The organism is Bradyrhizobium sp. SZCCHNR2028 (genome assembly GCF_032380995.1).
GTDB lineage: Bacteria > Pseudomonadota > Alphaproteobacteria > Rhizobiales > Xanthobacteraceae > Bradyrhizobium.
The window spans coordinates 25,790-44,393 of the sequence record NZ_JAUHJF010000034.1 but is presented as its reverse complement, the minus strand read 5'-3'; the positions used below and the strand labels follow the sequence as shown (position 1 = coordinate 44,393).

Genomic DNA, 18,604 nt, shown 5'->3' with positions numbered 1-18,604 from the left:
ATCCGCAGCTCGCCAAGCGACTGTGGGATGTGTCCGTCAAGATGACCGGTATCGACCCTGGCTTGCCCTCCGTCGATGGCGTGTCCTGATTTAGGGATGGAAGGCGCCGCGGTCGACGCGAAACGGCTCAGATTAATCCAAGACTGTCGGTTCAATGACCAGAAGGATGAGATAATGCTGCAAATCGATCTTTACACCGAGACCGCCTGCCCATGGTGCATCATCGGGCATCACCGTCTCGACAAGGTCCTGGCGGAACGTTTCCCTGAGCTGGATGCCGATATCCGCCAGCACCCGGTCCTTCTGCTTCCCGATGCGCCGGAGGAGGGCCTCTACATTCCCGATCTTCTCTTGTCGCGTTACGGCGTGACGGATCCGAAGGCCTCCTTCGCCCGGCCCGAGGCGGAGGCCCGGGCGTCTGGCCTTGACCTCGACCTGAGCCGCCAACTCTGGACTTACAGAACACAGGCGGCGCACGGGTTGATCCTTGCGGCGCGCGCACGAGGGACGCAGCATCCGCTCGCCGTCGCGATCACTGATGCGCATTTTCTGGAAGCAAGGAACGTCTCAGACGCCGATGTCCTTGCGGATATCGCCGTGGCCTATGGGTTCGAACGGGAAGAAGCTCGTGCGATAGCGCTTGACCCCGAGCAACATAGACGTGTCGAGCAGGAGGCGGCCCGATCGATGGCAGCCGGGGTCAGGTCAGTTCCTCACTTCGTCTTCGGCGGGCGCATCGCCATCAACGGAGGACGCAGCGAAGACGAGATTGCATCAGCCATCCGTGAGGCTGCTGCTGTCGCTCCCGCCTAACGGCGATCTGGCCGCCATCGCAGCGAAACATGTAAATCAATGTATCAAGTTCCTTGACGGAGAGCACTTGCGACCCCTCGGCGCAATAAGAATAATTTGGGGTTACGTTGACAGTGCACTTAACTCTGCCGTCGCAACCCGCCGGTCGAAGACCGGGGCCGCGACACCCGTTCGCCGCTATCGCGAGCGCAGGGGCGTTTGAGGTGTGACCGATCTCAAACCACTCCACTTCGAAGCGCTTGCCGCGTATCATGATCGATCCGGGTTCGAATGCAGCGTAGGGCCGCTCGACCTGCATTTTCGGACACAGGCAGGAGAGTACTCGCGCAAGACCATGGCTGCGCCCTTCGTGGGAGATGGCGGATCATTTGATGCGTTCCCGGTCGCCGGGCGACTACTTCAAGCCCTCACCCTGAGGAGCCCGCTGAAGGCGGGCGTCTCGAAGGGCGAGGCCCCAGCTGCGGCCTCATGGTTCGAGACGCGCCGCCTTGGGCAGTCGTCGCGGGACGGGCTGCGGAGCCCGGCGCTCCTCACCATGAGGGTCAAAAGCCGAGGACGGCACTGCACATCGGCCATGAGCTGCGTGTTCATGGAGAGGGTCCAGCGCCGAAATCCGCGCGGCACATTGGCCGTGAGCAGCGTGTTCACGGTGAGAGCGAACGCCAAGCAGCGCTGCGTCGACGTCCGGTGGTGTCGCCGATCGGCTGACTGACCATCTGCCCGACGGGCAATCCTTGCATGCCCGGCATGCGCCAACCGCCCGTCGTGCCGGTTTGTCGCAGACTCATCCCTTGCGTTGTCGGGCAAATCACCTCCACATTCTCGCGCATCCCGGCTCGCTGAAGAGGGACGTTTCGCGATCGTCACGAGCGTCGAGCCGGAAGATGCGACGGGCGCGTTGCTCCGCAGCCGGGTGTCACAGCCCGCGCCGACGAACGGAGCGATGCGACGGCGAAGTGGTGTGGTCCTGGCATCGCGGTGCTGATGCCAAGCCGGCGGTGATGATGATCCGCTGGCGACGGGGGCAAGACAGCCGATCCCCGGGGAGAGCGCCTATAACCCGTCAAACCGTCGCGCAGGGAAGGCCGGATATTGGGCTGAACCTGTGGTTCTGCCGCGTGCTAATTTGCTGCACGCGGACCGCGGGTATCAGCCGATACCCGGTCTTCCCTGCGCCTCTTCGTTGAGAGGCGGTTGAATGAAGACAATAACTCGGGCTCGGGCGGCCGCGAGATCGCGTCGTCACGCCTGCTGTTTGAAACGTGGAGACAGGTGCCGTGACGATGTTCCGCGCTGGTGTTCGGCGCTCATTCAAAGCTGACCGTGGACGAGAACCAGTCCGCCGGTGAGGGGCGGCTTCATTGCCCGCGCATGCGCCGCGCGAAGGCCGTAAGACGTGTCCGTGCGATGTCCATCAGGAGGGCAAGTGCGTTGAGGCGCTGCGGCTCGGCAGTCTCTGCCGGATTCAACGTGCCGTTGAGATGCCGCTCGCAGTTTTGCGCGAACGTCGTCGTGAGGCGCGCCGCTAGATCGCGCACCAACCCGTCGCGCGCGATCTGCGCTAGTGGACCGGAGAGGCTGTAGCGTATGGCGAGCTCGACGCGGGTTGCCCGTCCTTGGTCGATCGGAAGCATGCGCCAGCTGATCTGCCCGGAGGTCGAGCTGCGGCTCTGCTGGTCACGTCCGGTGCCGATCAGCCGGCCGGACAGACTTGCGTCGTCGCGCTCGATCCGCGCGGCGCCGCGGAACACGGCCGCAAGCGGGCCAAGCGCGACCCTGATCTCGCCTTCGATGCGATCGGGGGCCGGCATGGCCGTGATCATCGCGCCGGGAAAGCATGCGGTCAGGGTCGTGAGGTTTCCGAACAGCGCGAAGACCTGCGCAGGCGCGGCGTTCACCGTGAAGGATGCGTCGAAGCTCTTGGCGGGCACGGCCTCGGGAATATCGCGTGTGCTGATGGCAGCGCCCCGGTTAACCGCCGTCTCCGCCATTGCTGGCCGCGCTGACGACGCAGCGGTCGCGACCGCGCCCGACTGCGATCCCACGGGTCCGAGCGTCGTGCGTCCGGCGCCGATCACGGACGCGATGCCGCGTTGCCGCCGCGCCTCGATCACCGCGCGGACAGCGCGGACGATCCCGACATAGCCGGTGCAACGGCAGAGATTGCCGCTCAACCCGACACGGATGGCCTGCTCGTCCGCGTGATCGAGGCGCAGCACGAGGTCGCGCGCCGACATGATCATGCCGGGTGTGCAGTAGCCGCATTGCAGCGCATGCTCGCGCGCAAAGGCCGTGCGCAGCTCGGCTGCGATCTCATCCTCATCCAGGCCTTCGATGGTCGTGACCGCGGCACCATCGCAGGCCACCGCGAGCGTGATGCAGGAGCGGGCCGGAGCGCCGTCGAGCAGCAGTGTGCAGGCGCCACAGACGCCATGCTCGCAACCGAGATGCGTCCCGGTCAGGTCGAGCCGATCACGCAGGACGTCGGCGAGATGGGTACGCGGTTCGACCGTGGCCTCGGTCGCGCTGCCGTTGACGGTGAGCTGGAGCTTCATCACGCCACGGCCTCCGCGATCGCCCGCGCGAGCACGGTCACGTGGATGTGCCGGGCGGCCGGATCGGTCACGCCGGCCTGCATCAGCAGGCGGTCGGCGAGGTCGCGATCGAACTGCTGCCCGAGATTAGTGTTCGCTCCGCCAAACAGCGATGAATCGTCGACGACGATCGGCGTCCTGTCGATGGCGCCGATCACAACTCGGCTGCAGGCCTTGTCCGGCTCGATCAGGACGGCGGCCATCGCATGCGCGAATTCGCCGGGCTTGCGGCAGGCCTTGGCGTAGCCGAAGCGCGTCGTGGGCGACAGGGAGGGAAGGCGGATCGCGGCGACGAACTCGCCGGGACGCAGCGCGGTCTGCAGTGCGCCCTGGATGAACTCTGCCACGGCGATGTCACGTTGGCCGGTGGAGCTCGTCAGCCGCACGCCGGCGCCGAGGGCCGTGAGCGTCGTTACCCAGTCGGCGGCCGGGTCGGCGTGACTGAGCGAGCCTCCGATTGTGCCGCGGTTGCGTACGGCGCGGTAGGCAATGCCGCGCGCGATCCGCCGCAGCACGCCATGAGTCACGTCAGGAAGCCGGCCGTCCTCGATGTCGGCATGGGTGACGCAGGCGCCGATGACAAGATCATCGCCGTCACGCTCGGCCGTACGAAGCTCGGCGAGCCCCGCGATGTCGACGATCAGTGGCGGCTGCACCAGGCGCAGATTGAGCATCGGCCCGAGCGACTGGCCACCGGCCATGATCCTTGCGCCGCCATTGGCGTCCGCGAGCAGGGCGAGCGCGGCGCCGACGCTGTTGGGACGCTCATAGGCGAAGGATGCAGCCTTCACGGCGAGCTCGCTTGCGCCTGTTTCGCTGCCAGCACTGTCGCGACGATGCGGCGTGGCGACAGCGGTGACTGCATCAGCTCCGCACCAAGCGGCCGCAGCGCGTCGTTGACGGCATTGGCGATCGCCGCCGGTGGCGCGATCGCACCGCCCTCACCGATGCCCTTGACGCCGAACATCGTGTAGGGCGACGGCGTCTCCATGTGGAACAGGCGGGGCTCGGGGACTTCGGTCGGACCCGGCAGCAGGTAGTCGGCCAGCGTCGTCGCCAGCGGCTGCGCGGCGTCGTCGAACGGCATCTCCTCGTACAACGCGGTGCCGATGCCCTGCGCCAGGCCACCGAGAATCTGGCCGTCGACGATCATCGGATTGACGAGGACACCGCCATCCTCGACGATGACGTAGTCGAGCAGCTCGACCTCGCCGAGATCCGGATCGACCGCGACCGTGACGGCATGGGCCGCGTAGGAGAAGGTGCCGCTGTCGCGCACCGGCTTGTAGCCGCTGGTGACCTCGAGGCCGGCCGGGTCAACGTCGGCGGGAAGGTCCTGCGGCCGGCGGTACCAGGTGTGGGCGATCTCGGCGAGGCTGACGCTGCCGTTCGGTCCGCAGGCGCGTCCCTCGCGCCACACGATCGCCTCCGGCGCGAGCTGCAGCAGCTTGGCGCCGATGCGCGTGGCGCGCGCGACGAGCTGCGCGCAGGCGGTGCCTACGGCTCCGCCGGCCATCACCATCGAGCGCGAGCCCCAGGTGCCGGTGGAATAGGGCGTCATCGCGGTGTCGCCGAGCACGACGCGGATGTTGCCGGGATCGACGCCGAGCACTTCGGAGGCGACCTGAGCCAGCGTGGTCTCGAGTCCCTGGCCGTGCGAATGAACGCCGACGCGCAGCTCAAGCCCGCCGTCGGGCGTCAGGCGCGCCGTGGCCTGCTCATGGCCGGGTACCATCGGGATGCCCCAGCCGGCATAGACCGAGGTGCCATGCGCGGCCTGCTCGCAATAGATCGAGACGCCGGTCCCGATCAGCCGGCCGTCCGCCTCGCCGCGCTGTTGCCGGGCGCGGATCGCGGGGACGTCGATCGACGCCAGCGCCCGCTGCAACGCGCCGGGATAGTCGCCGCTATCGAAATGCTTGTTGGTGATGTTGTCGAACGGCATGTCCTGCGGTTGCACCAGATTGCGCAGCCGGACCTCGCCGGGCTCGAGCCCGGCTTCGGCCGCGACGGCATCGAGCAGCAGCTCGAGCGCGAAGCAGACGCCGGTGCGCGCCACGCCGCGATAGGGCAGGATCGGGCATTTGTTGGTTGCGACCGAGTAGGTGCGGCAGCGATAGGCCGGCATCCGATACGGCCCCGGCAGGATGCTCGCGATCTGCGCCGCTTCGAGGCAGGCCGAGAACGGATAGGACGAGTAGGCGCCGGAATCGACGATCGCCTCGCAGTCGATGCCGCGCAGGCGGCCGTCGCGATCGGCATAGACCGTGATGTGATAGGCGTGCTCGCGGCAATTCGCGCTCGCACTCAAATGCTCGCGCCGGTCCTCGAGCCAGCGCACCGTCCAGCCCTTTTCCATGGCGAGCCAGCTCAGGCACACTTCCTCGGGCAGCAGGATGCCCTTGTGGCCGAAGCCGCCGCCGATGTCGGGTGCGATGATGCGGATGCGGCCCTGGTCCATGCCGAGGCAGTCGGACAGGCCGTTGCGCACGATGTGTGGCATCTGCGAGCCCGTGTGCAGCGTGAGCTGATCGAGCCGGTGATCGAAGGTCGCGACGACGCCGCGGCCCTCCAGCGGCGCCATGCACTGGCGCGCCGTCGAGATCTCGCGCGTCACCTTGATCGGCGCGTCAAGCGCCGCAGTGATGTCGACCTCGAAATTCGTTTCCAGGAAGACGTTGTCGCCCCAATGCTCGTGCACGAGCGCGCCGCCGGCCGCGCGCGCCAGCCGCATGTCGTGCACCGCCGGCAGCGGCTCCAGGTCGAGCTCGACGGAAGCGGCGATGTCCTCGGCCTCGGCGCGGCTGCGCGCGACGCACATCGCCACGAGTTCGCCGACATGGCGCACCTTGCCTGTCGCCAGCACCGGCTGCTCGGAAATCTTGAACCCGGGCAGGCCTGAGACGGCGCGGATCGGCTTGATGCCGGCGAGGTCGTCGGCCGTGAAGACGACGTCGCGGTACACCGTGGGAATATGGATCGCCTTGATGCTGGCGTGCGCCATCGGGCTGCGCACGAAGGCGACGTCCTTCATCCCCGGCAGCCTGATGTCGGCGACATACTGGCCGCGGCCGCGCAGGAAGCGATCGTCCTCCTTGCGCTGCAGCCGCGCGCCGACGCCACGCGGCGCGCGCTCATCCGAGACGGTCGGCGCCGCGCCGGCCACGTCAGGCCGCGACCGCTGCAGGCAGGATCGGCGCCGTTGCGTCGTGCCTGACGCCGGCGCGCAGGCAGAACACCGGCTGCAGCAGCCGATCGGCAATCACCTCGGTCTTCTCGTTGTCGCGCAGCACGAAGCGCTCTTGCTTCTCCTGGAGCACGCTGACGTCGGCGTCCATGCCCGGACGCAGTGCGCCGATCTGATCGGACAGGCCGAGCATGCTAGCCGGGTTCGACGTCACCATCGGCACGACCTGCTCCAGCGTCAGCCCGAGCGCGACCAGCGAGCTCATCGCCTGCACGAGGCTGAACTTGGCCTGGCCCGCGAACGGATGGTTCTCGTCGTCGGCATGTTCGTCCGGCGTGCCGGCCGGTGCTGGCACATGCGTGTTGTAGCCGTGGATGTCGGCGCCGAGCGTATGCGGCACGATGCCGGCGTCGATCGCCTTGCGCGCCAGCCGATAGGAGAAATGGCTGCCATGACCGACGTCGACCTTGAGCCCGCGGTCGAGCGCGGCCTGGATCACCGGATGTACATCGCCCTTGGTGTTGACGAAGCCGCCGGGATGCCGTGTGAACGGGTGCGCCAGCACGTCCCCCGGACGCAGCAGCGGGATCACGCGCTCCAGGATGGTGTCGACGTCCTCGCCATTGGTGCCGCTCGCCGGCAGGCCCCAGAGCTGGCCGAAATGCACATAGACCGGCAGCTCGGCGCGGCGGCCGATCTCGGCGGCCATCTCGATCACGCGGATGCCCCAGCGCGCGAAGCCGCCGATCTCGGCATGTGCCTTGATGCCGCGGACGAGGTCGCGGTTGGCGACCGCGGATTTCACCGTCGCGTCGATGTCGACACAGTCGGGCCGGTAGAGATCGGGGTAGTAATGGCCCTCGAGGCCGCCGACCAGATAGGCCGACAGGAACGCATAGACGCGCGATTGCGCCTGCTCGGCGACGAAGTGCCGGAAGCCGGGCAGGGTCATGCAGGACGGACCACCCTGGTCGATCAGGCTGGTGACGCCCGACTGTACGCCGACCATGTCCGCATTCATGCCGAAGCGGCCGGTGACGTACTGATAGGCATGTGCGTGGGTGTCGATCAGTCCGGGAAGCACGAGCTGGCCGGTGACGTCGACGACGTCCCTGGCGCTGGTCGGCAGGATATCGGACTGGACAGCGGCGATGCGGCCATTGCGGATGGCGACATCCTTCAGTCCATCGATGCCGGAGGCGGGGTCAATGACACGACCGCCGCGCAGCAGCAGGTCGAACGAGGCGCTCACGGACATGCAAGGTCTCCTTTCCGGGCAGCGTGCTCGTCCCGGTCAAAGCCTTCCTCGATGAGCCGGCACCGATGATGTGCCGACCGATTTACGAAGCATACTTCGCATTACATCAAGATCCGTGCCATAGACAGCTTCAAATTGATGCAGCGTGATCAGCGCTTATGCGGGAGCCGTTCGATGGCAGGAAGGACTAATCCGAAAGCAGATCCGTCATGGCCGCTCGAGGCGCGCCCGGGCTATCTGATCCGGCGGCTGCACCAGATCCACGTCGCGCTGTTCCAGCAGAAATGCGCCGCCTATGAGATCACGCCGTTGCAGTACAGCCTGTTGACGGCGCTGGCGAAACGGGGGACGGCGGATCAGACGGCGCTGGCCCAGGACATCGCGCTCGACCGGACCACGACGACCGGCGCATTGAAGCGGCTGCAGGCGCGCGGCTTCGTCGATCGCAGCGTCGGACCGCACGACCGGCGGTCGCGGACCTGCCGCCTGACCCGTTCCGGCGCGGCATTGCTGCGCAAGATCGAGCGGCCGGCACGGGCGGCGCATCTCGCGACGGTCGCGGATCTCACCAAGGCCGATCAGAAACGCTTCATTGCCATGATGCAGGCGATCGTCAAGGCGCAGGGCGAACGGCTCGATGCGACGCGATCGCCAGACTGAGCGCGCCCGACCGCGATGAGTTCCGATTAGATAATGGGCATGGTGCTGCCCGAAAAGCAGCGCGTCGCCGGAGTGCAGTATCCGGTCGGGGCGCCGTCGCCGTAAATACGAAGCATGCTCCGCATTCAGGTGCTGCGGCGTTTTGTCCGCAACCGGCGCATTTGGCTGCTCATTTTCGGTGAAGATCGTTGCAGGAGCGGTCGCGCTGCGCCAGGCCCCGCGACATCTGGCATGTCCCTTGCTCACATCTCGAATAATAGCTGCGGAAGCCGCGGCGAAATCGATCCGGGGCGGCGACACCGATGTCGCAGCGCGTGGGGTGAGCAATGCGACGTCTGCCGCTGCGGGATCCGCCGATCATGGCTCAGGCCAATGGCGTTCGTTCGACCTGGCGCGTCGCGCGTGATGCAATAGGGGCGCTGTGATGTCCGAGCATGCCGATGCCCTCGCCACACGCTTCGGAGACGGCGGACCCGATGGCGGCGATGTCGAGGCCAATGCGTTCCTGCGCGGCGTGCTGTCGCGCAAGACGGTGCGCCGCTATAGCGACCGGATGCCGGAGGAGGGGCTGCTCGACCTGCTCGTCGCCTGCGCGCTGAGCGCCTCGGCCAAGTCGGATTTCCAGCAGGCTTCGGTGATGCGCGTGCGCAATGCCGACAAGCGGGCGGCGATCGGCCGGCTGTTTCCGAGCATGCCCTGGATCGGCGCGTCGCCGCTGTTCTTCGTTTTCCTCGGTGACGCGCGGCGGCTGCAGCGGATCGGCGAGCTGCGCGGCAAGCCGGTCAGGAACGGCACCCTGGAAGGCTTCTTCAACGCCTCGGTCGATGCGGCGCTGGCGCTGCAGACCATGATCCTGTGCGCGGAGTCCGCCGGCCTCGGCACCTGTCCAATCAGCGTGATCCGCAATGAGATCGACATTGTCGCCAAGGTGCTGGAACTGCCCGACATGGTGTTTCCCGTCGCTGGGCTGTGTCTCGGCTATCCCGCCGCAGAAGGCCATGTCAGCCTGCGGCTGCCGCGCAGCATCACCACCCATGTCGACTGCTACGGCGACGATGCACTGCCTGCGGCGCTCGACGATTACGATCGGCGGCGCCATGCGCGGCACGCGATTCCGAAGGAGCAGCAGCGCGGCAATGCCGAGTTCGGCGAGGCCGATTTCTACGGCTGGTCGGAGGACAAGGCGCGGCAGGCCGCCAAGGCCGAGGGGGCTTCCTTCCCACCTTATCTGCGCGCGCACGGCTTCAGCTTCGACTGATCAGTTCATGTAAGGAGATACGAGATGACCAAGCCTTCGTTTCCCCGCCTGTCGGCACCGTCGCGGCGAGCAGCGCTTGCGCTGCTGGCCGCCGCGCTGACCTTGCCGCCCGCGTTCAGCGCCAAGGCCGGCAGCCTCGACGAGATCAAGAAGCGCGGTCTCATCGTCGCGACCGAGGACGATTTCCGTCCCTTCGAGTTCGTCAAGGACGGCAAGCCGACCGGCTTCGACAACGAACTGATCGAGGATCTGCGCAAATACGCGCCGTTCGAGATCAAGCAGCAGATCCTGCCGTGGACAGGCATCCTGGCCGGCGTCTCCACCGGCAAGTACGATGTCGCCATCACCGCGGCGATCATCACCAAGGAGCGCAAGAAGTCGCTCGACTTCACCAGCCCGATCGCCGACGCGACGCACTATTACGTGAAGCGCAAGGACGACAAGAGCATCTCCGCGATCAAGGATCTCAGCGGCAAGACCGTCGGCGTGCAGGCCGGCAGCGCGCTGCTGGGGCGGCTGCCCGAGCTCCAGGCGATGCTGGAAAAGGAGGGCGGCAAGCTCGGCAAGGTGGTCGAATACACCTCTTATCCCGAAGCCTATCAGGATCTCGCGCTCGGCCGCGTCGACTACGTGGTCAACACGATCATCAACATCAAGGCGCTGATCGCCGAGAAGCCGAACGTGTTCGCGGTCGGCCAGCCCGTCTCCGGCAAATCCTATCCGGCCTGGGCGGTCGCCAAGGGAAACACGGAGCTGGTCGAATTCCTGAACGGCTTCATCGCCAAGGAGAAGGAAAGCGGCCGGTTCGCCGAATTGCAAAAGAAGTGGTTCGGCGAGGCCTTCCCGGATCTGCCGGTCACGTTCGAGCCGGAATTCTGACGCCGCGGTTGGGGTGCAGCTGATGTGCGGGTGGCGATCGCTGCGCGCCGGTCCGCTCGACGGCGAGTTGACCCTCGACGGGACGCGGCTGCTCGGCGACGCCACGGGTGGACGGCGATGAGCGCGGCCGACGTGCTGGCCATCCTGCAGGGCGCGGTGGTCACGGTGACGCTGTCCTTGGTCGGCATCCTGATCGGGCTGCCGATCGGCCTTGGCCTGGCGCTGCTGCGCTGGGCCAACGTTCCGATCGTCGCCCGCGTGGTCGCGGTCTATGTCTCGGTGCTGCGCGCGACCCCGCTCGTGACGTTGCTGCTGCTGCTGTTCTTCGCGCTGCCCAATGTCGGGATCGCAATCGGGCCGGTGTCGGCGGCGATCCTGGCGCTGGTGATGAACACCTCGGCGTTCAACTGCGAGGTCTGGCGCGCCGCTCTGATGAACTTCCCGAAGGAGCAGTACGAGGCCGCGCAGTCGGTCGGCATGCATGCGAGCCTGCGCTTCCGCCGCATCGTCCTGCCGCAGATCGTGCGGGTCAGTCTGCCCGGGCTCGTCAACGAGATGTCGCTGCTGATCAAGGTCACGCCCGTGCTGGCGGTCGTTGGCGTCGTCGACATCACCCGCGCGGCGGTGCGCATCGGCGCCGAGACCTATGAGCCGCTGCCGCCGTTCCTGGTCGCCATCGCGATGTATGCGCCGATCGTGTTCGCGCTGGTCTCGCTGCAGCGCTTCATCGAGCGGCGCCAGCTCGCGGCCGAGGCCGCATGATCCGGGATTTCGCCATCGTCTGGAGCGAGCGGGGTCTGCTGCTGAGCGGTCTCGGCAACACCACGATCCTCTCGGTGCTGTCGGCGATCGCCGGGCTCGTGATCGCCTTCGTGCTGACGCCGGCCCTGATGTCGAAGCGGCGCTGGCTGGCGCTCACCGTGCGCGTGTTCGTCGACGGCATGCGCTGCGTGCCGTTCCTGCTGTTCGCCTACATCGTCTACTACGGTTTGCCCTCGTTTGGCATTAGGCTCGACAATTGGAGCTCGGGGCTGGTGGCGCTGACCGTCTATCACGCCGCCTATCTCGCCGAGATCCTGCGCGGCGCCTGGGCGGCGCAGCCGCGCGAGCCGATCGAAGCCGGCGTCGCCTTCGGCTTCTCCGGGGCGCGATTGTTCCGCCGCATCATCCTGCCGCCGCTGCTGCTCGCCGCAGGTCCTGTCATCGGCAACCAGATGATCCAGATCGTCAAGGACAGCGCTTTTCTAACTATCATCGCACTGCCCGAGCTGACGCATGCCGCGAGCTCGATCCAGTCGCGCCACTACGTGCCGTTCGCCGCCTTCATCACCGCCGTGATCCTGTATTGGGGGCTCTGCCTCGTGATCGAGGCGGGTGTCAGCGGCATCGACCGGCTGGCCGCGGCGCGGCGCTGAGAAGGAGCCCGGGATGACCGACGACATGGCCGTGCTCGACGTCGCCGGCATTTCCAAGCGGTTCGGCGAGCTCGAGGTGCTCTCCGATATCAGCTTCACGGTGACGCGCGGCGAGACGGTCTGCGTGCTCGGCCCGTCCGGCTCCGGCAAGTCGACCCTCCTTCGCTGCATCAACTGGCTGGAGCGGCCGAATGCCGGCCAGATCTATCTCAACGGAGACCGCATCGGCATCAACAATGGTGGCGTCGTTATGTCCGACCGTGAGCTGTCGCGGGTCCGCACGCGGATCGGCATGGTGTTCCAGCATTTCGCGCTGTGGCCACATCTGACGGTCCTTCAGAATCTCATGGAGGCGCCGGTGCAAGTGCAGAAGCGTCCCGTGGCCGAGGTGCGCGAGGAGGCGATGGCGCTGCTCGCCAAGGTCGGGCTCTCCGACAAATGCGATGTGTTCCCGGCGCGGCTGTCCGGTGGGCAGAAGCAGCGCGTCGGCATTGCGCGTGCGCTGGCGATGAAGCCGGACGTCCTCTTGTTCGACGAGCCGACCAGCGCGCTCGATCCGGAGCTGGTCGGCGAGGTGCTGGTGGTGATGCGCGAGCTTGCGCGCGAGGGCCGCACGATGGTGATCGTGACCCACGAGATGGGCTTTGCTCGCGAAGCCGCCACCCGCATTCTGTTTCTCGATCGCGGCCGCGTGGTCGAGACCGGGCCTCCGGAGCGCTTCTTCGTCAACCCGGAAACCGAACGCGCGCGCCAGTTCATCCAGCGCTACGCCGCCGGATGAGCCAGAAACAACGCGAGGAGACACGCCATGGATCCGATTTATCATCTGCTCCCGGACGCGCCGAAGCCGGTCACTCCCTACAGCCATGCGGTGCAGGCCGGTCCGTTCCTGTTCGTCACCGGCCAGCTCGCGACCGATCCCGATGACGACGCGCTGCCGCTCCCGGACGGTATCGACGCGCAGACCCGCAAGGTCATGGATAACCTCGCGCGTGTGCTGAAGGGCTGCGGCATGAGCTTCGCGAACGTCGTGTTCGCCCGCATCTACCTGACCGATTTCAAGCGCGACTACGCCGCGATGAATACGATTTTCTCCAATCATTTCGACGATGCGTACCGGCCTGGCCGGACCACGATCGGCGTCTGCGATCTGGCGCGCGGCGGCATCGTCGAGATCGACATGGTCGCCTACAAGCCCTGAAGGAGAGAGCGATGGATCCGATCGAGATTCCGGCGCGGCGCGGCAAGGCGGCGCTCGTCACGGCCAGCCAGGTGGTCACCGTGATCAATACCCATGGCGAGCAGGTGGTCGACACCTGGGCGTTCAATCGCGCCGACTTGTCGGAGTTCATGTCGAACGAGCACACGCGGGCGCATTCGCTGCATCTGGTGCCGCGGCCGGGAGACGTGCTGCGGACCAACAAGCGCCGGCCGATCCTGACCTTGATCGAGGATACTTCGGGCGGCATTCACGACACTCTGATCGCCGCCTGCGACCGCTATCGCTACGCGTTTCTCGGGCACGAGGGCCACCACGACAATTGCACCGACAATCTGTTCGCCGGCATGGCCGAGCTCGGCCTGACGCCGCCGGAGGTGCCGAGCCCGCTCAATCTGTTCATGAACATTCCCTGGGAGGCCGACGGCACGCTCGGCTTTGCCGCGCCGCCGCGCCCCGTTCCCGGCGGCCAAGTGCGCTTGCGCGCGGAGATGGATCTGGTGATCGCGTTCTCCGCCTGTCCGCAGGATATCCTGCCGATCAACGGCAAGGCCGGACGGCCGGTCGAGGCGCATTTCACGGTGACGGACGCATGAGCGGAGAGACCAAGGCGGAGCGGGCCGCCGCCAACCGCCGCCGCTACGAGGAGCTGCGCGCGGCGGGGCAGGAGCTGAAGCAGCTGCCGCCGCCGACCGCGCGCGACGGTGCGCCGATCACAGCGAACGCGATCATCCAGACCGAGCAGGTGCCGCCCGGCTGGCACGCGACGATGCGGCTGTCGCGCGGCGAGGCGCTGCGCATCAGCGATGATCTTGGCCGCTCCAGTGTCTCGCTGCTGGCGTGGCGCAGCGAGGATCCGTGCGAGCGGATCAACTGCGCCGACACCGTGAAGGTGCAATGGAGTGCGGCGCTGTCGAAGGGCCGGATGATCCTGTCGGACATGGGACGGGTGCTGCTCTCGGTGATCGAGGATACGTCCGGCGCGCATGACCTTCTGGTCGGCGGCTCGACCCCTGACTCGACGTTGTCGGCCTATGGCGAGGTGACGCGCAACACGCAGGCGAATTTCATCTTGGCCGCTGCCAAGATCGGACTGGGCCTGCGCGACATCCCGCCTTGCGTGACCTTTTTTGCGCCGGTGACGACGGACGCAAACGGCCGCTTCGTCTGGCACGCGGAGCGCAAACTCTCCGGCGATTTCGTCGCTCTGCGCGCCGAGATGAACCTGATCGTCGCCGTCTCCAACTGCGCCCATCCGCTCGATCCGGCGCGACCCGCAGCGACCGCGCCGATCACGCTGATCCGGCACCGGCTGCCGCCGCCCGCGGCCGACGACGTCTGCCGCACGGCGTCGCCGGAAGCGTTGCGTGCCTACGCATTCACCGATCGGCTGTTCGCCTGAGGAGCGTGGTCATGTCATCGATTGATCTGGGCCGCATCGTCTATGCCTTCGACATTCCCGCCGAGCAGCCCTGGTCGCGGGTGCTGAAGAGGGGCCAGACGCTCCGCATCATCGACAGCGAGGGCGAGCAGGCGGTGGACGCGCTGATCTATGTCGCGGAGGACACCGCCGAGCGCTACAGCGCGCAGGACACCTTGCGCGTCCAGGGCTCGGCCTATCTCGAGCTCGGCACGCGGCTGATCTCCAACCGCGGACGGGTGATGGCGCGGATCACCGCCGACACCTGCGGCCGCCACGAAACCTCGGCGGGCTGCTGCTCCTGCGAGAGCAATGCCGTGCGCTTCGGTGAGGCGACGCGCTACCTGCATGCCTGCCGCGAAAACTTCATCCTGGAGCTGTCGCGGCACGGCCTGACCAAGCGCGACATCGTCTCCAACCTGAACTTCTTCATGAACGTGCCGATCGAGCCCTCCGGGAATTTCACCGTGCTCGACGGCCCGTCCGCGCCGGGCAACTACGTCGACGTGACCGCGGAGATGGACGTGCTGTTCGTGATCTCGAACTGTCCGCAGGTGAACAATCCATGCAACGGTTTCGATCCGACTCCGATCCGTGTGGAGATCAGGGAAGCGACGGCATGAACCCCTGCTGCTGCAGGCGCACGCTCGTCGGACCGACCTGCGGCGAGAGGCGCCTCAACTCGCCTCGTCGCGCAGGTGATACCAGCGATAGAGCAGGCGCTGGCCGATGCGGCGGAACGGCGCGAAGGGATGCGTCGGCAGCGCCGAGGTGAAGATCGGCAGATCCTGCCCCTTGAAGGCTTGGCCCGCGAGCATCTGCGCCATCCGGCGGCCGGCCTGCGCCGAATAGGAGACGCCGTTGCCGCCATAGCCGAGCGCATAGACCAGCTTCGCCTGGGCATCGGGACGCACGATGCGCGGCATCATGTCGTGGCTGACATCGACCCAGCCCCACCACGAATAATCGATCTCGATGCCTGTGAGCGCGGGAAACTTGCGATGCAGGCCGTCGATCAGGAGCTGGAGGTGCCGGTCATGCGTAGCGTCGGCGTCAGTGATGGCGCTCCGGCTGCCGATCTGGATGCGGTCGTCCGGCAGCAGCCGGTAGTAGAAGCGCAAGGTGTGCGTGTCGGTGATCACCTGCCGGGTCTTGAAGCTGGTCGCCGCGAGCTCGGCCGCAGTGAGCGGGCGCGTCACCAGCGAGTTCGACAGGATCGGCATGCAGCGGCCGGACAATTCCGGCGTCAGCCCCAGCGAGGTATAGGCGCCGGTGGCGATGCCGACGCCGTTCGCGGTCATGTACACCCGATATTTGTGATCAAGCTATGCGATCTTGGAACAAGTGAGGTCGAGGCAGAGGCGATTGCCGGAAGACATCTCGTTATGCCTGCCCAGAGACATGAATCGAGCCGTAGCGGGTCGAAGAGGCGCAGGAGATGCGGAAATGGAGCGCGAGGCCGAAGCCCTGCCTGGGCTGACCTCAACGCTGGCTGTGCAACCAATTCTCGCCAATTGGCTAAGTGGCTGCCAGCTTCCTTGCCGTGCTCCAAAGACTCTCAGCGGCATGGATCATCCGCGCCCGCGCGCGGATGAGGCATATGTTGATCTTGATGTCCCAGTCCTTCGGGCCGGCTCTCACCAATCGGCCGCTCTGGAGATCGAGCTCGACCAGGCTGCGTGGAGCCCAGGTGATCCCGCGGCCTTCCCGGGCCATGTTGATGAGCAGCATCACCGGTGCTGAGAAGCTGGGGAGCAGCATGGCGCTTGGCTGCTTCGTCGCGAGGAAGGCGGTCACGATGCGGCCCACGCCTGAACCCGGATGATAGGCGAGATAGGGCAGCGGCTTGTCCGCAGAGCCAGGCAGCGCAAACCGCGGCATCGATTGCCGCCGGCGCCCGCTGCGCGTGACGGCCCTGTAACCGGTCGCGCTGATCGGGACCAGGACGTCGTCGGCGAGATCGATGCGCTGAAAGCGATCGTTGTCCAGGCGGCTGGCGAGCGATGGGTGGTAATGCGCCAGCATGAAATGCGCATGGGCCTCAAGCAGGAGCTTCTCACACCCGGCGAAGTTCGACGCCACGAGTTGAACAGCGGAACCGGATCGCGCACGATCGACCCGGCGGATCCAGTCCGGAAAGAACGTCTGCGACAGTGCGTGGGTGGCGACGAATTGAACGGTCTCGGCCTTGAGGCGAGCCGCTTCCAGGGCCTCCTCGCGGCCGTTTGACAGCCTGCGAATGACGTCCTCCGCCACCGGACGAAAACTCTCCCCTGCCGGCGTCAGCTTCACGACATGGGTGCTGCGCTCGAACAGAGGCGCTCCAAGCCACGCTTCCAGCGACTTGATCCGCCGGCTCAAGGCCGGCTGCGTCACGTGCCGGCGCAGCGCTGCGCGGGAGAAGCCGCCGTCCTCCGCAATAGCGAGGAAATCCTCGATCCAGCTCAGGTCCATGATGCCAATTCGTTATTGAATTATTCCAATCTGGCATTAGCACCGCGGCACCGGCTGGTCCAATGTCAGGCCAAAGATAAGGGCCGCGGAGACGCTGTTTGCAGCGCCGAAGAGCACGAGGCGGGAGGACACGGAATTGACGATCACAACGACTCCTTTGTCCGAGGCGCTCCCGACGCAGGCTGCTGCGCCTCGTGCCGGCTCGCTTTGGCGGGAGCCTTATGTCCTGATCGTGGCGGGCGCCGTGCTCGGCGCACTCGTCGGCGCGCTGTTTCCGGCTGCGGCACTCGAATTCAAACCGCTCGCCGACGGCTTCATCTCGCTCATCAAGGTCACGATCGCGCCGCTGGTGTTCCTGGTCGTGGTGACCGGCATCGCGCAGGTCGGCGACATGAAGGCGGTCGGGCGCATCGGACTCAAGGCGTTCCTGTATTTCGAAATCGTCACGACGCTCTGCCTGCTGTTCAGCTTCGTCGTGGTGCGATGGGTCCAGCCCGGCGCGGGTGTGGCGCACGCCACCCCGCAACAGGCCGAAGCCGTGGCCCGCTATGCGCAGACCCATGTCGGCTCGTTGTCGGCGTATATCCAGCACATGATCCCCGAAAGCTTCTTCGGCGCGTTTGCCAGCGGCGACGTGCTTCAGGTTCTCGTGCTCGCGCTGCTGTGCGGCATCGGCCTCTTGATGCTCGGCGAAAAGGCGCTGTCGCTGCGCTCGGGCATGGAGCGGTTGACCGCGCTCGTGTTCAGCGTGGTCCATGTCGTCGTCATGCTGGCACCGATCGGGGCCTTCGGCGCCATGGCTTTCACGGTCGGCAAGTTCGGCGCCGCCACATTGTACGCCCTCGCGCTCCTGGTCGGGACGGCCTGGGGGATGATGGCGTTCTTCATCTTCGTCGTCCTGGGAATGATCTGCCGTCTGGTCGGCATCCGGCTGATGGACCTGCTCCGGCTGTTGCGCCCCGAGCTTCTCGTCGTGCTCGGAACGTCGTCGTCGGAGACCGCGATTCCCGGAATGATGGAGAAGCTGCCAAGGGCGGGGGTGGGACGCGCCGTGACCGGTCTCGTCATTCCGTCCGGCTACTCCTTCAATCTCGACGGCGTGGCGCTGACATTGCCGCTGAGCACGATCTTCGTGGCGCAGGTCTACGGCATCGAGCTGAGCACGGCGCAGCAGTTGAGCCTGTTTGTCGTGATGCTGTTCACCAGCAAGGGCGCAGCCGGTGTCACGGGCGGGGCGTTCGCCGCGTTGGCGGCGACCATCGTTGCGGCCGGGCTGCCTGTCGAAGGCCTCGCGCTATTGCTCGGAGTAGACCGCTTCATGTCGCTGGCGCGCGCCATCACCAACACGATCGGCAACGCAGTGGCCGCGATCGTGGTGGCGAAATGGGATGGTGAATTCGACCGCGACGATTGGGGGCGGGTCGTCCAGATGAAAGCAGCAAAGTAG

General features: G+C 66.4%; 17 protein-coding genes and 1 pseudogene. 12 read left to right on the top strand and 6 right to left on the bottom strand.

The features are described from left to right. Positions 1-174 precede the first annotated feature (174 nt). Entirely contained in the window at positions 175-813 is a 639-nt protein-coding gene (locus tag QX121_RS30605; RefSeq protein ID WP_315813805.1) for a DsbA family protein, read from the top strand. A gap of 1,358 nt (positions 814-2,171) precedes the next feature. On the opposite strand, the gene QX121_RS30600 is transcribed toward QX121_RS30605, so the two are convergent. Genes QX121_RS30600 through QX121_RS30585 form a run of 4 tightly spaced genes read right to left on the bottom strand, consistent with a single transcriptional unit; the run spans position 2,172 to position 7,852 of the window. After that, the gene (locus tag QX121_RS30600) at positions 2,172-3,371 is read right to left on the bottom strand and encodes a 2Fe-2S iron-sulfur cluster-binding protein (RefSeq protein WP_409999386.1); all 1,200 of its coding nucleotides are present in this window, start codon (positions 3,369-3,371) and stop codon (positions 2,172-2,174) included. Beyond that, positions 3,368-4,198 carry an FAD binding domain-containing protein gene (locus QX121_RS30595; RefSeq protein WP_315813802.1) on the bottom strand — a complete coding sequence of 277 codons (831 nt, stop codon included), beginning with the start codon at positions 4,196-4,198 and terminating at the stop codon, positions 3,368-3,370. Before QX121_RS30595 ends, QX121_RS30600 begins: the two co-directional genes overlap by 4 nt. Further along, positions 4,195-6,573: a xanthine dehydrogenase family protein molybdopterin-binding subunit gene (locus QX121_RS30590; RefSeq protein ID WP_315813801.1), complete on the bottom strand. Its 2,379-nt coding sequence runs from the start codon at positions 6,571-6,573 to the stop codon at positions 4,195-4,197. Before QX121_RS30590 ends, QX121_RS30595 begins: the two co-directional genes overlap by 4 nt. A gap of 1 nt (position 6,574) precedes the next feature. Then, a complete protein-coding gene (locus QX121_RS30585) occupies positions 6,575-7,852 on the bottom strand; it encodes an amidohydrolase/deacetylase family metallohydrolase (protein ID WP_315813800.1) in 1,278 nt (425 codons plus the stop codon). 174 nt (positions 7,853-8,026) lie between these two features. On the opposite strand from QX121_RS30585, the gene QX121_RS30580 reads away from it, so the two are divergent. From QX121_RS30580 to QX121_RS30535, 10 genes are all read left to right on the top strand, one after another. Beyond that, positions 8,027-8,512: a MarR family winged helix-turn-helix transcriptional regulator gene (locus QX121_RS30580; RefSeq protein ID WP_315786448.1), complete on the top strand. Its 486-nt coding sequence runs from the start codon at positions 8,027-8,029 to the stop codon at positions 8,510-8,512. A 424-nt stretch (positions 8,513-8,936) separates the two neighbouring features. Then, on the top strand, positions 8,937-9,770 hold the full coding sequence (locus QX121_RS30575) for a nitroreductase family protein (protein WP_315813799.1): 834 nt from the start codon (positions 8,937-8,939) through the stop codon (positions 9,768-9,770). Positions 9,771-9,794: 24 nt separating this feature from the next. After that, positions 9,795-10,649, top strand: coding sequence for a transporter substrate-binding domain-containing protein (locus QX121_RS30570; RefSeq protein WP_315813798.1), 855 nt, complete (start codon positions 9,795-9,797; stop codon positions 10,647-10,649). A 117-nt stretch (positions 10,650-10,766) separates the two neighbouring features. After that, positions 10,767-11,411, top strand: coding sequence for an amino acid ABC transporter permease (locus QX121_RS30565; RefSeq protein ID WP_315739206.1), 645 nt, complete (start codon positions 10,767-10,769; stop codon positions 11,409-11,411). Continuing rightward, entirely contained in the window at positions 11,408-12,064 is a 657-nt protein-coding gene (locus QX121_RS30560; protein ID WP_315705368.1) for an amino acid ABC transporter permease, read from the top strand. Before QX121_RS30565 ends, QX121_RS30560 begins: the two co-directional genes overlap by 4 nt. A gap of 13 nt (positions 12,065-12,077) precedes the next feature. Continuing rightward, a complete protein-coding gene (locus QX121_RS30555) occupies positions 12,078-12,845 on the top strand; it encodes an amino acid ABC transporter ATP-binding protein (protein ID WP_315813797.1) in 768 nt (255 codons plus the stop codon). Between the two features lie 27 nt (positions 12,846-12,872). After that, positions 12,873-13,265 carry a RidA family protein gene (locus QX121_RS30550; protein WP_315744929.1) on the top strand — a complete coding sequence of 131 codons (393 nt, stop codon included), beginning with the start codon at positions 12,873-12,875 and terminating at the stop codon, positions 13,263-13,265. An 11-nt stretch (positions 13,266-13,276) separates the two neighbouring features. Then, positions 13,277-13,879 carry an urea carboxylase-associated family protein gene (locus tag QX121_RS30545; RefSeq protein ID WP_315813796.1) on the top strand — a complete coding sequence of 201 codons (603 nt, stop codon included), beginning with the start codon at positions 13,277-13,279 and terminating at the stop codon, positions 13,877-13,879. Next, complete coding sequence (locus QX121_RS30540) at positions 13,876-14,685, top strand: urea amidolyase associated protein UAAP1 (RefSeq protein ID WP_315776814.1); 810 nt, start codon at positions 13,876-13,878, stop codon at positions 14,683-14,685. The genes QX121_RS30545 and QX121_RS30540 overlap by 4 nt, the downstream gene beginning before the upstream one ends. An 11-nt stretch (positions 14,686-14,696) precedes the next feature. Continuing rightward, complete coding sequence (locus QX121_RS30535; RefSeq protein WP_315813795.1) at positions 14,697-15,326, top strand: urea amidolyase associated protein UAAP2; 630 nt, start codon at positions 14,697-14,699, stop codon at positions 15,324-15,326. Between the two features lie 54 nt (positions 15,327-15,380). Here QX121_RS30535 and QX121_RS30530 read toward each other — a convergent pair. Beyond that, a pseudogene (locus QX121_RS30530) lies at positions 15,381-15,998 on the bottom strand (NAD(P)/FAD-dependent oxidoreductase); the annotation flags it as partial. Positions 15,999-16,221: 223 nt separating this feature from the next. Next, on the bottom strand, positions 16,222-17,157 hold the full coding sequence (locus QX121_RS30525; protein ID WP_315813794.1) for a LysR family transcriptional regulator: 936 nt from the start codon (positions 17,155-17,157) through the stop codon (positions 16,222-16,224). A gap of 136 nt (positions 17,158-17,293) precedes the next feature. On the opposite strand from QX121_RS30525, the gene QX121_RS30520 reads away from it, so the two are divergent. Next, the gene (locus QX121_RS30520) at positions 17,294-18,604 is read left to right on the top strand and encodes a cation:dicarboxylate symporter family transporter (RefSeq protein ID WP_315786473.1); all 1,311 of its coding nucleotides are present in this window, start codon (positions 17,294-17,296) and stop codon (positions 18,602-18,604) included.

Bases quoted from the DNA above. Each gene is read 5' to 3' on its own strand.
- QX121_RS30605 (WP_315813805.1), top strand. From the start codon at position 175: ATGCTGCAAATCGATCTTTACACCGAGACCGCCTGCCCATGGTGCATC.
- QX121_RS30585 (WP_315813800.1), bottom strand. From the start codon at position 7,852: ATGTCCGTGAGCGCCTCGTTCGACCTGCTGCTGCGCGGCGGTCGTGTC.
- QX121_RS30580 (WP_315786448.1), top strand. From the start codon at position 8,027: ATGGCAGGAAGGACTAATCCGAAAGCAGATCCGTCATGGCCGCTCGAG.
- QX121_RS30575 (WP_315813799.1), top strand. From the start codon at position 8,937: ATGTCCGAGCATGCCGATGCCCTCGCCACACGCTTCGGAGACGGCGGA.
- QX121_RS30570 (WP_315813798.1), top strand. From the start codon at position 9,795: ATGACCAAGCCTTCGTTTCCCCGCCTGTCGGCACCGTCGCGGCGAGCA.
- QX121_RS30565 (WP_315739206.1), top strand. From the start codon at position 10,767: ATGAGCGCGGCCGACGTGCTGGCCATCCTGCAGGGCGCGGTGGTCACG.
- QX121_RS30560 (WP_315705368.1), top strand. From the start codon at position 11,408: ATGATCCGGGATTTCGCCATCGTCTGGAGCGAGCGGGGTCTGCTGCTG.
- QX121_RS30555 (WP_315813797.1), top strand. From the start codon at position 12,078: ATGACCGACGACATGGCCGTGCTCGACGTCGCCGGCATTTCCAAGCGG.
- QX121_RS30550 (WP_315744929.1), top strand. From the start codon at position 12,873: ATGGATCCGATTTATCATCTGCTCCCGGACGCGCCGAAGCCGGTCACT.
- QX121_RS30545 (WP_315813796.1), top strand. From the start codon at position 13,277: ATGGATCCGATCGAGATTCCGGCGCGGCGCGGCAAGGCGGCGCTCGTC.
- QX121_RS30540 (WP_315776814.1), top strand. From the start codon at position 13,876: ATGAGCGGAGAGACCAAGGCGGAGCGGGCCGCCGCCAACCGCCGCCGC.
- QX121_RS30535 (WP_315813795.1), top strand. From the start codon at position 14,697: ATGTCATCGATTGATCTGGGCCGCATCGTCTATGCCTTCGACATTCCC.
- QX121_RS30525 (WP_315813794.1), bottom strand. From the start codon at position 17,157: ATGGACCTGAGCTGGATCGAGGATTTCCTCGCTATTGCGGAGGACGGC.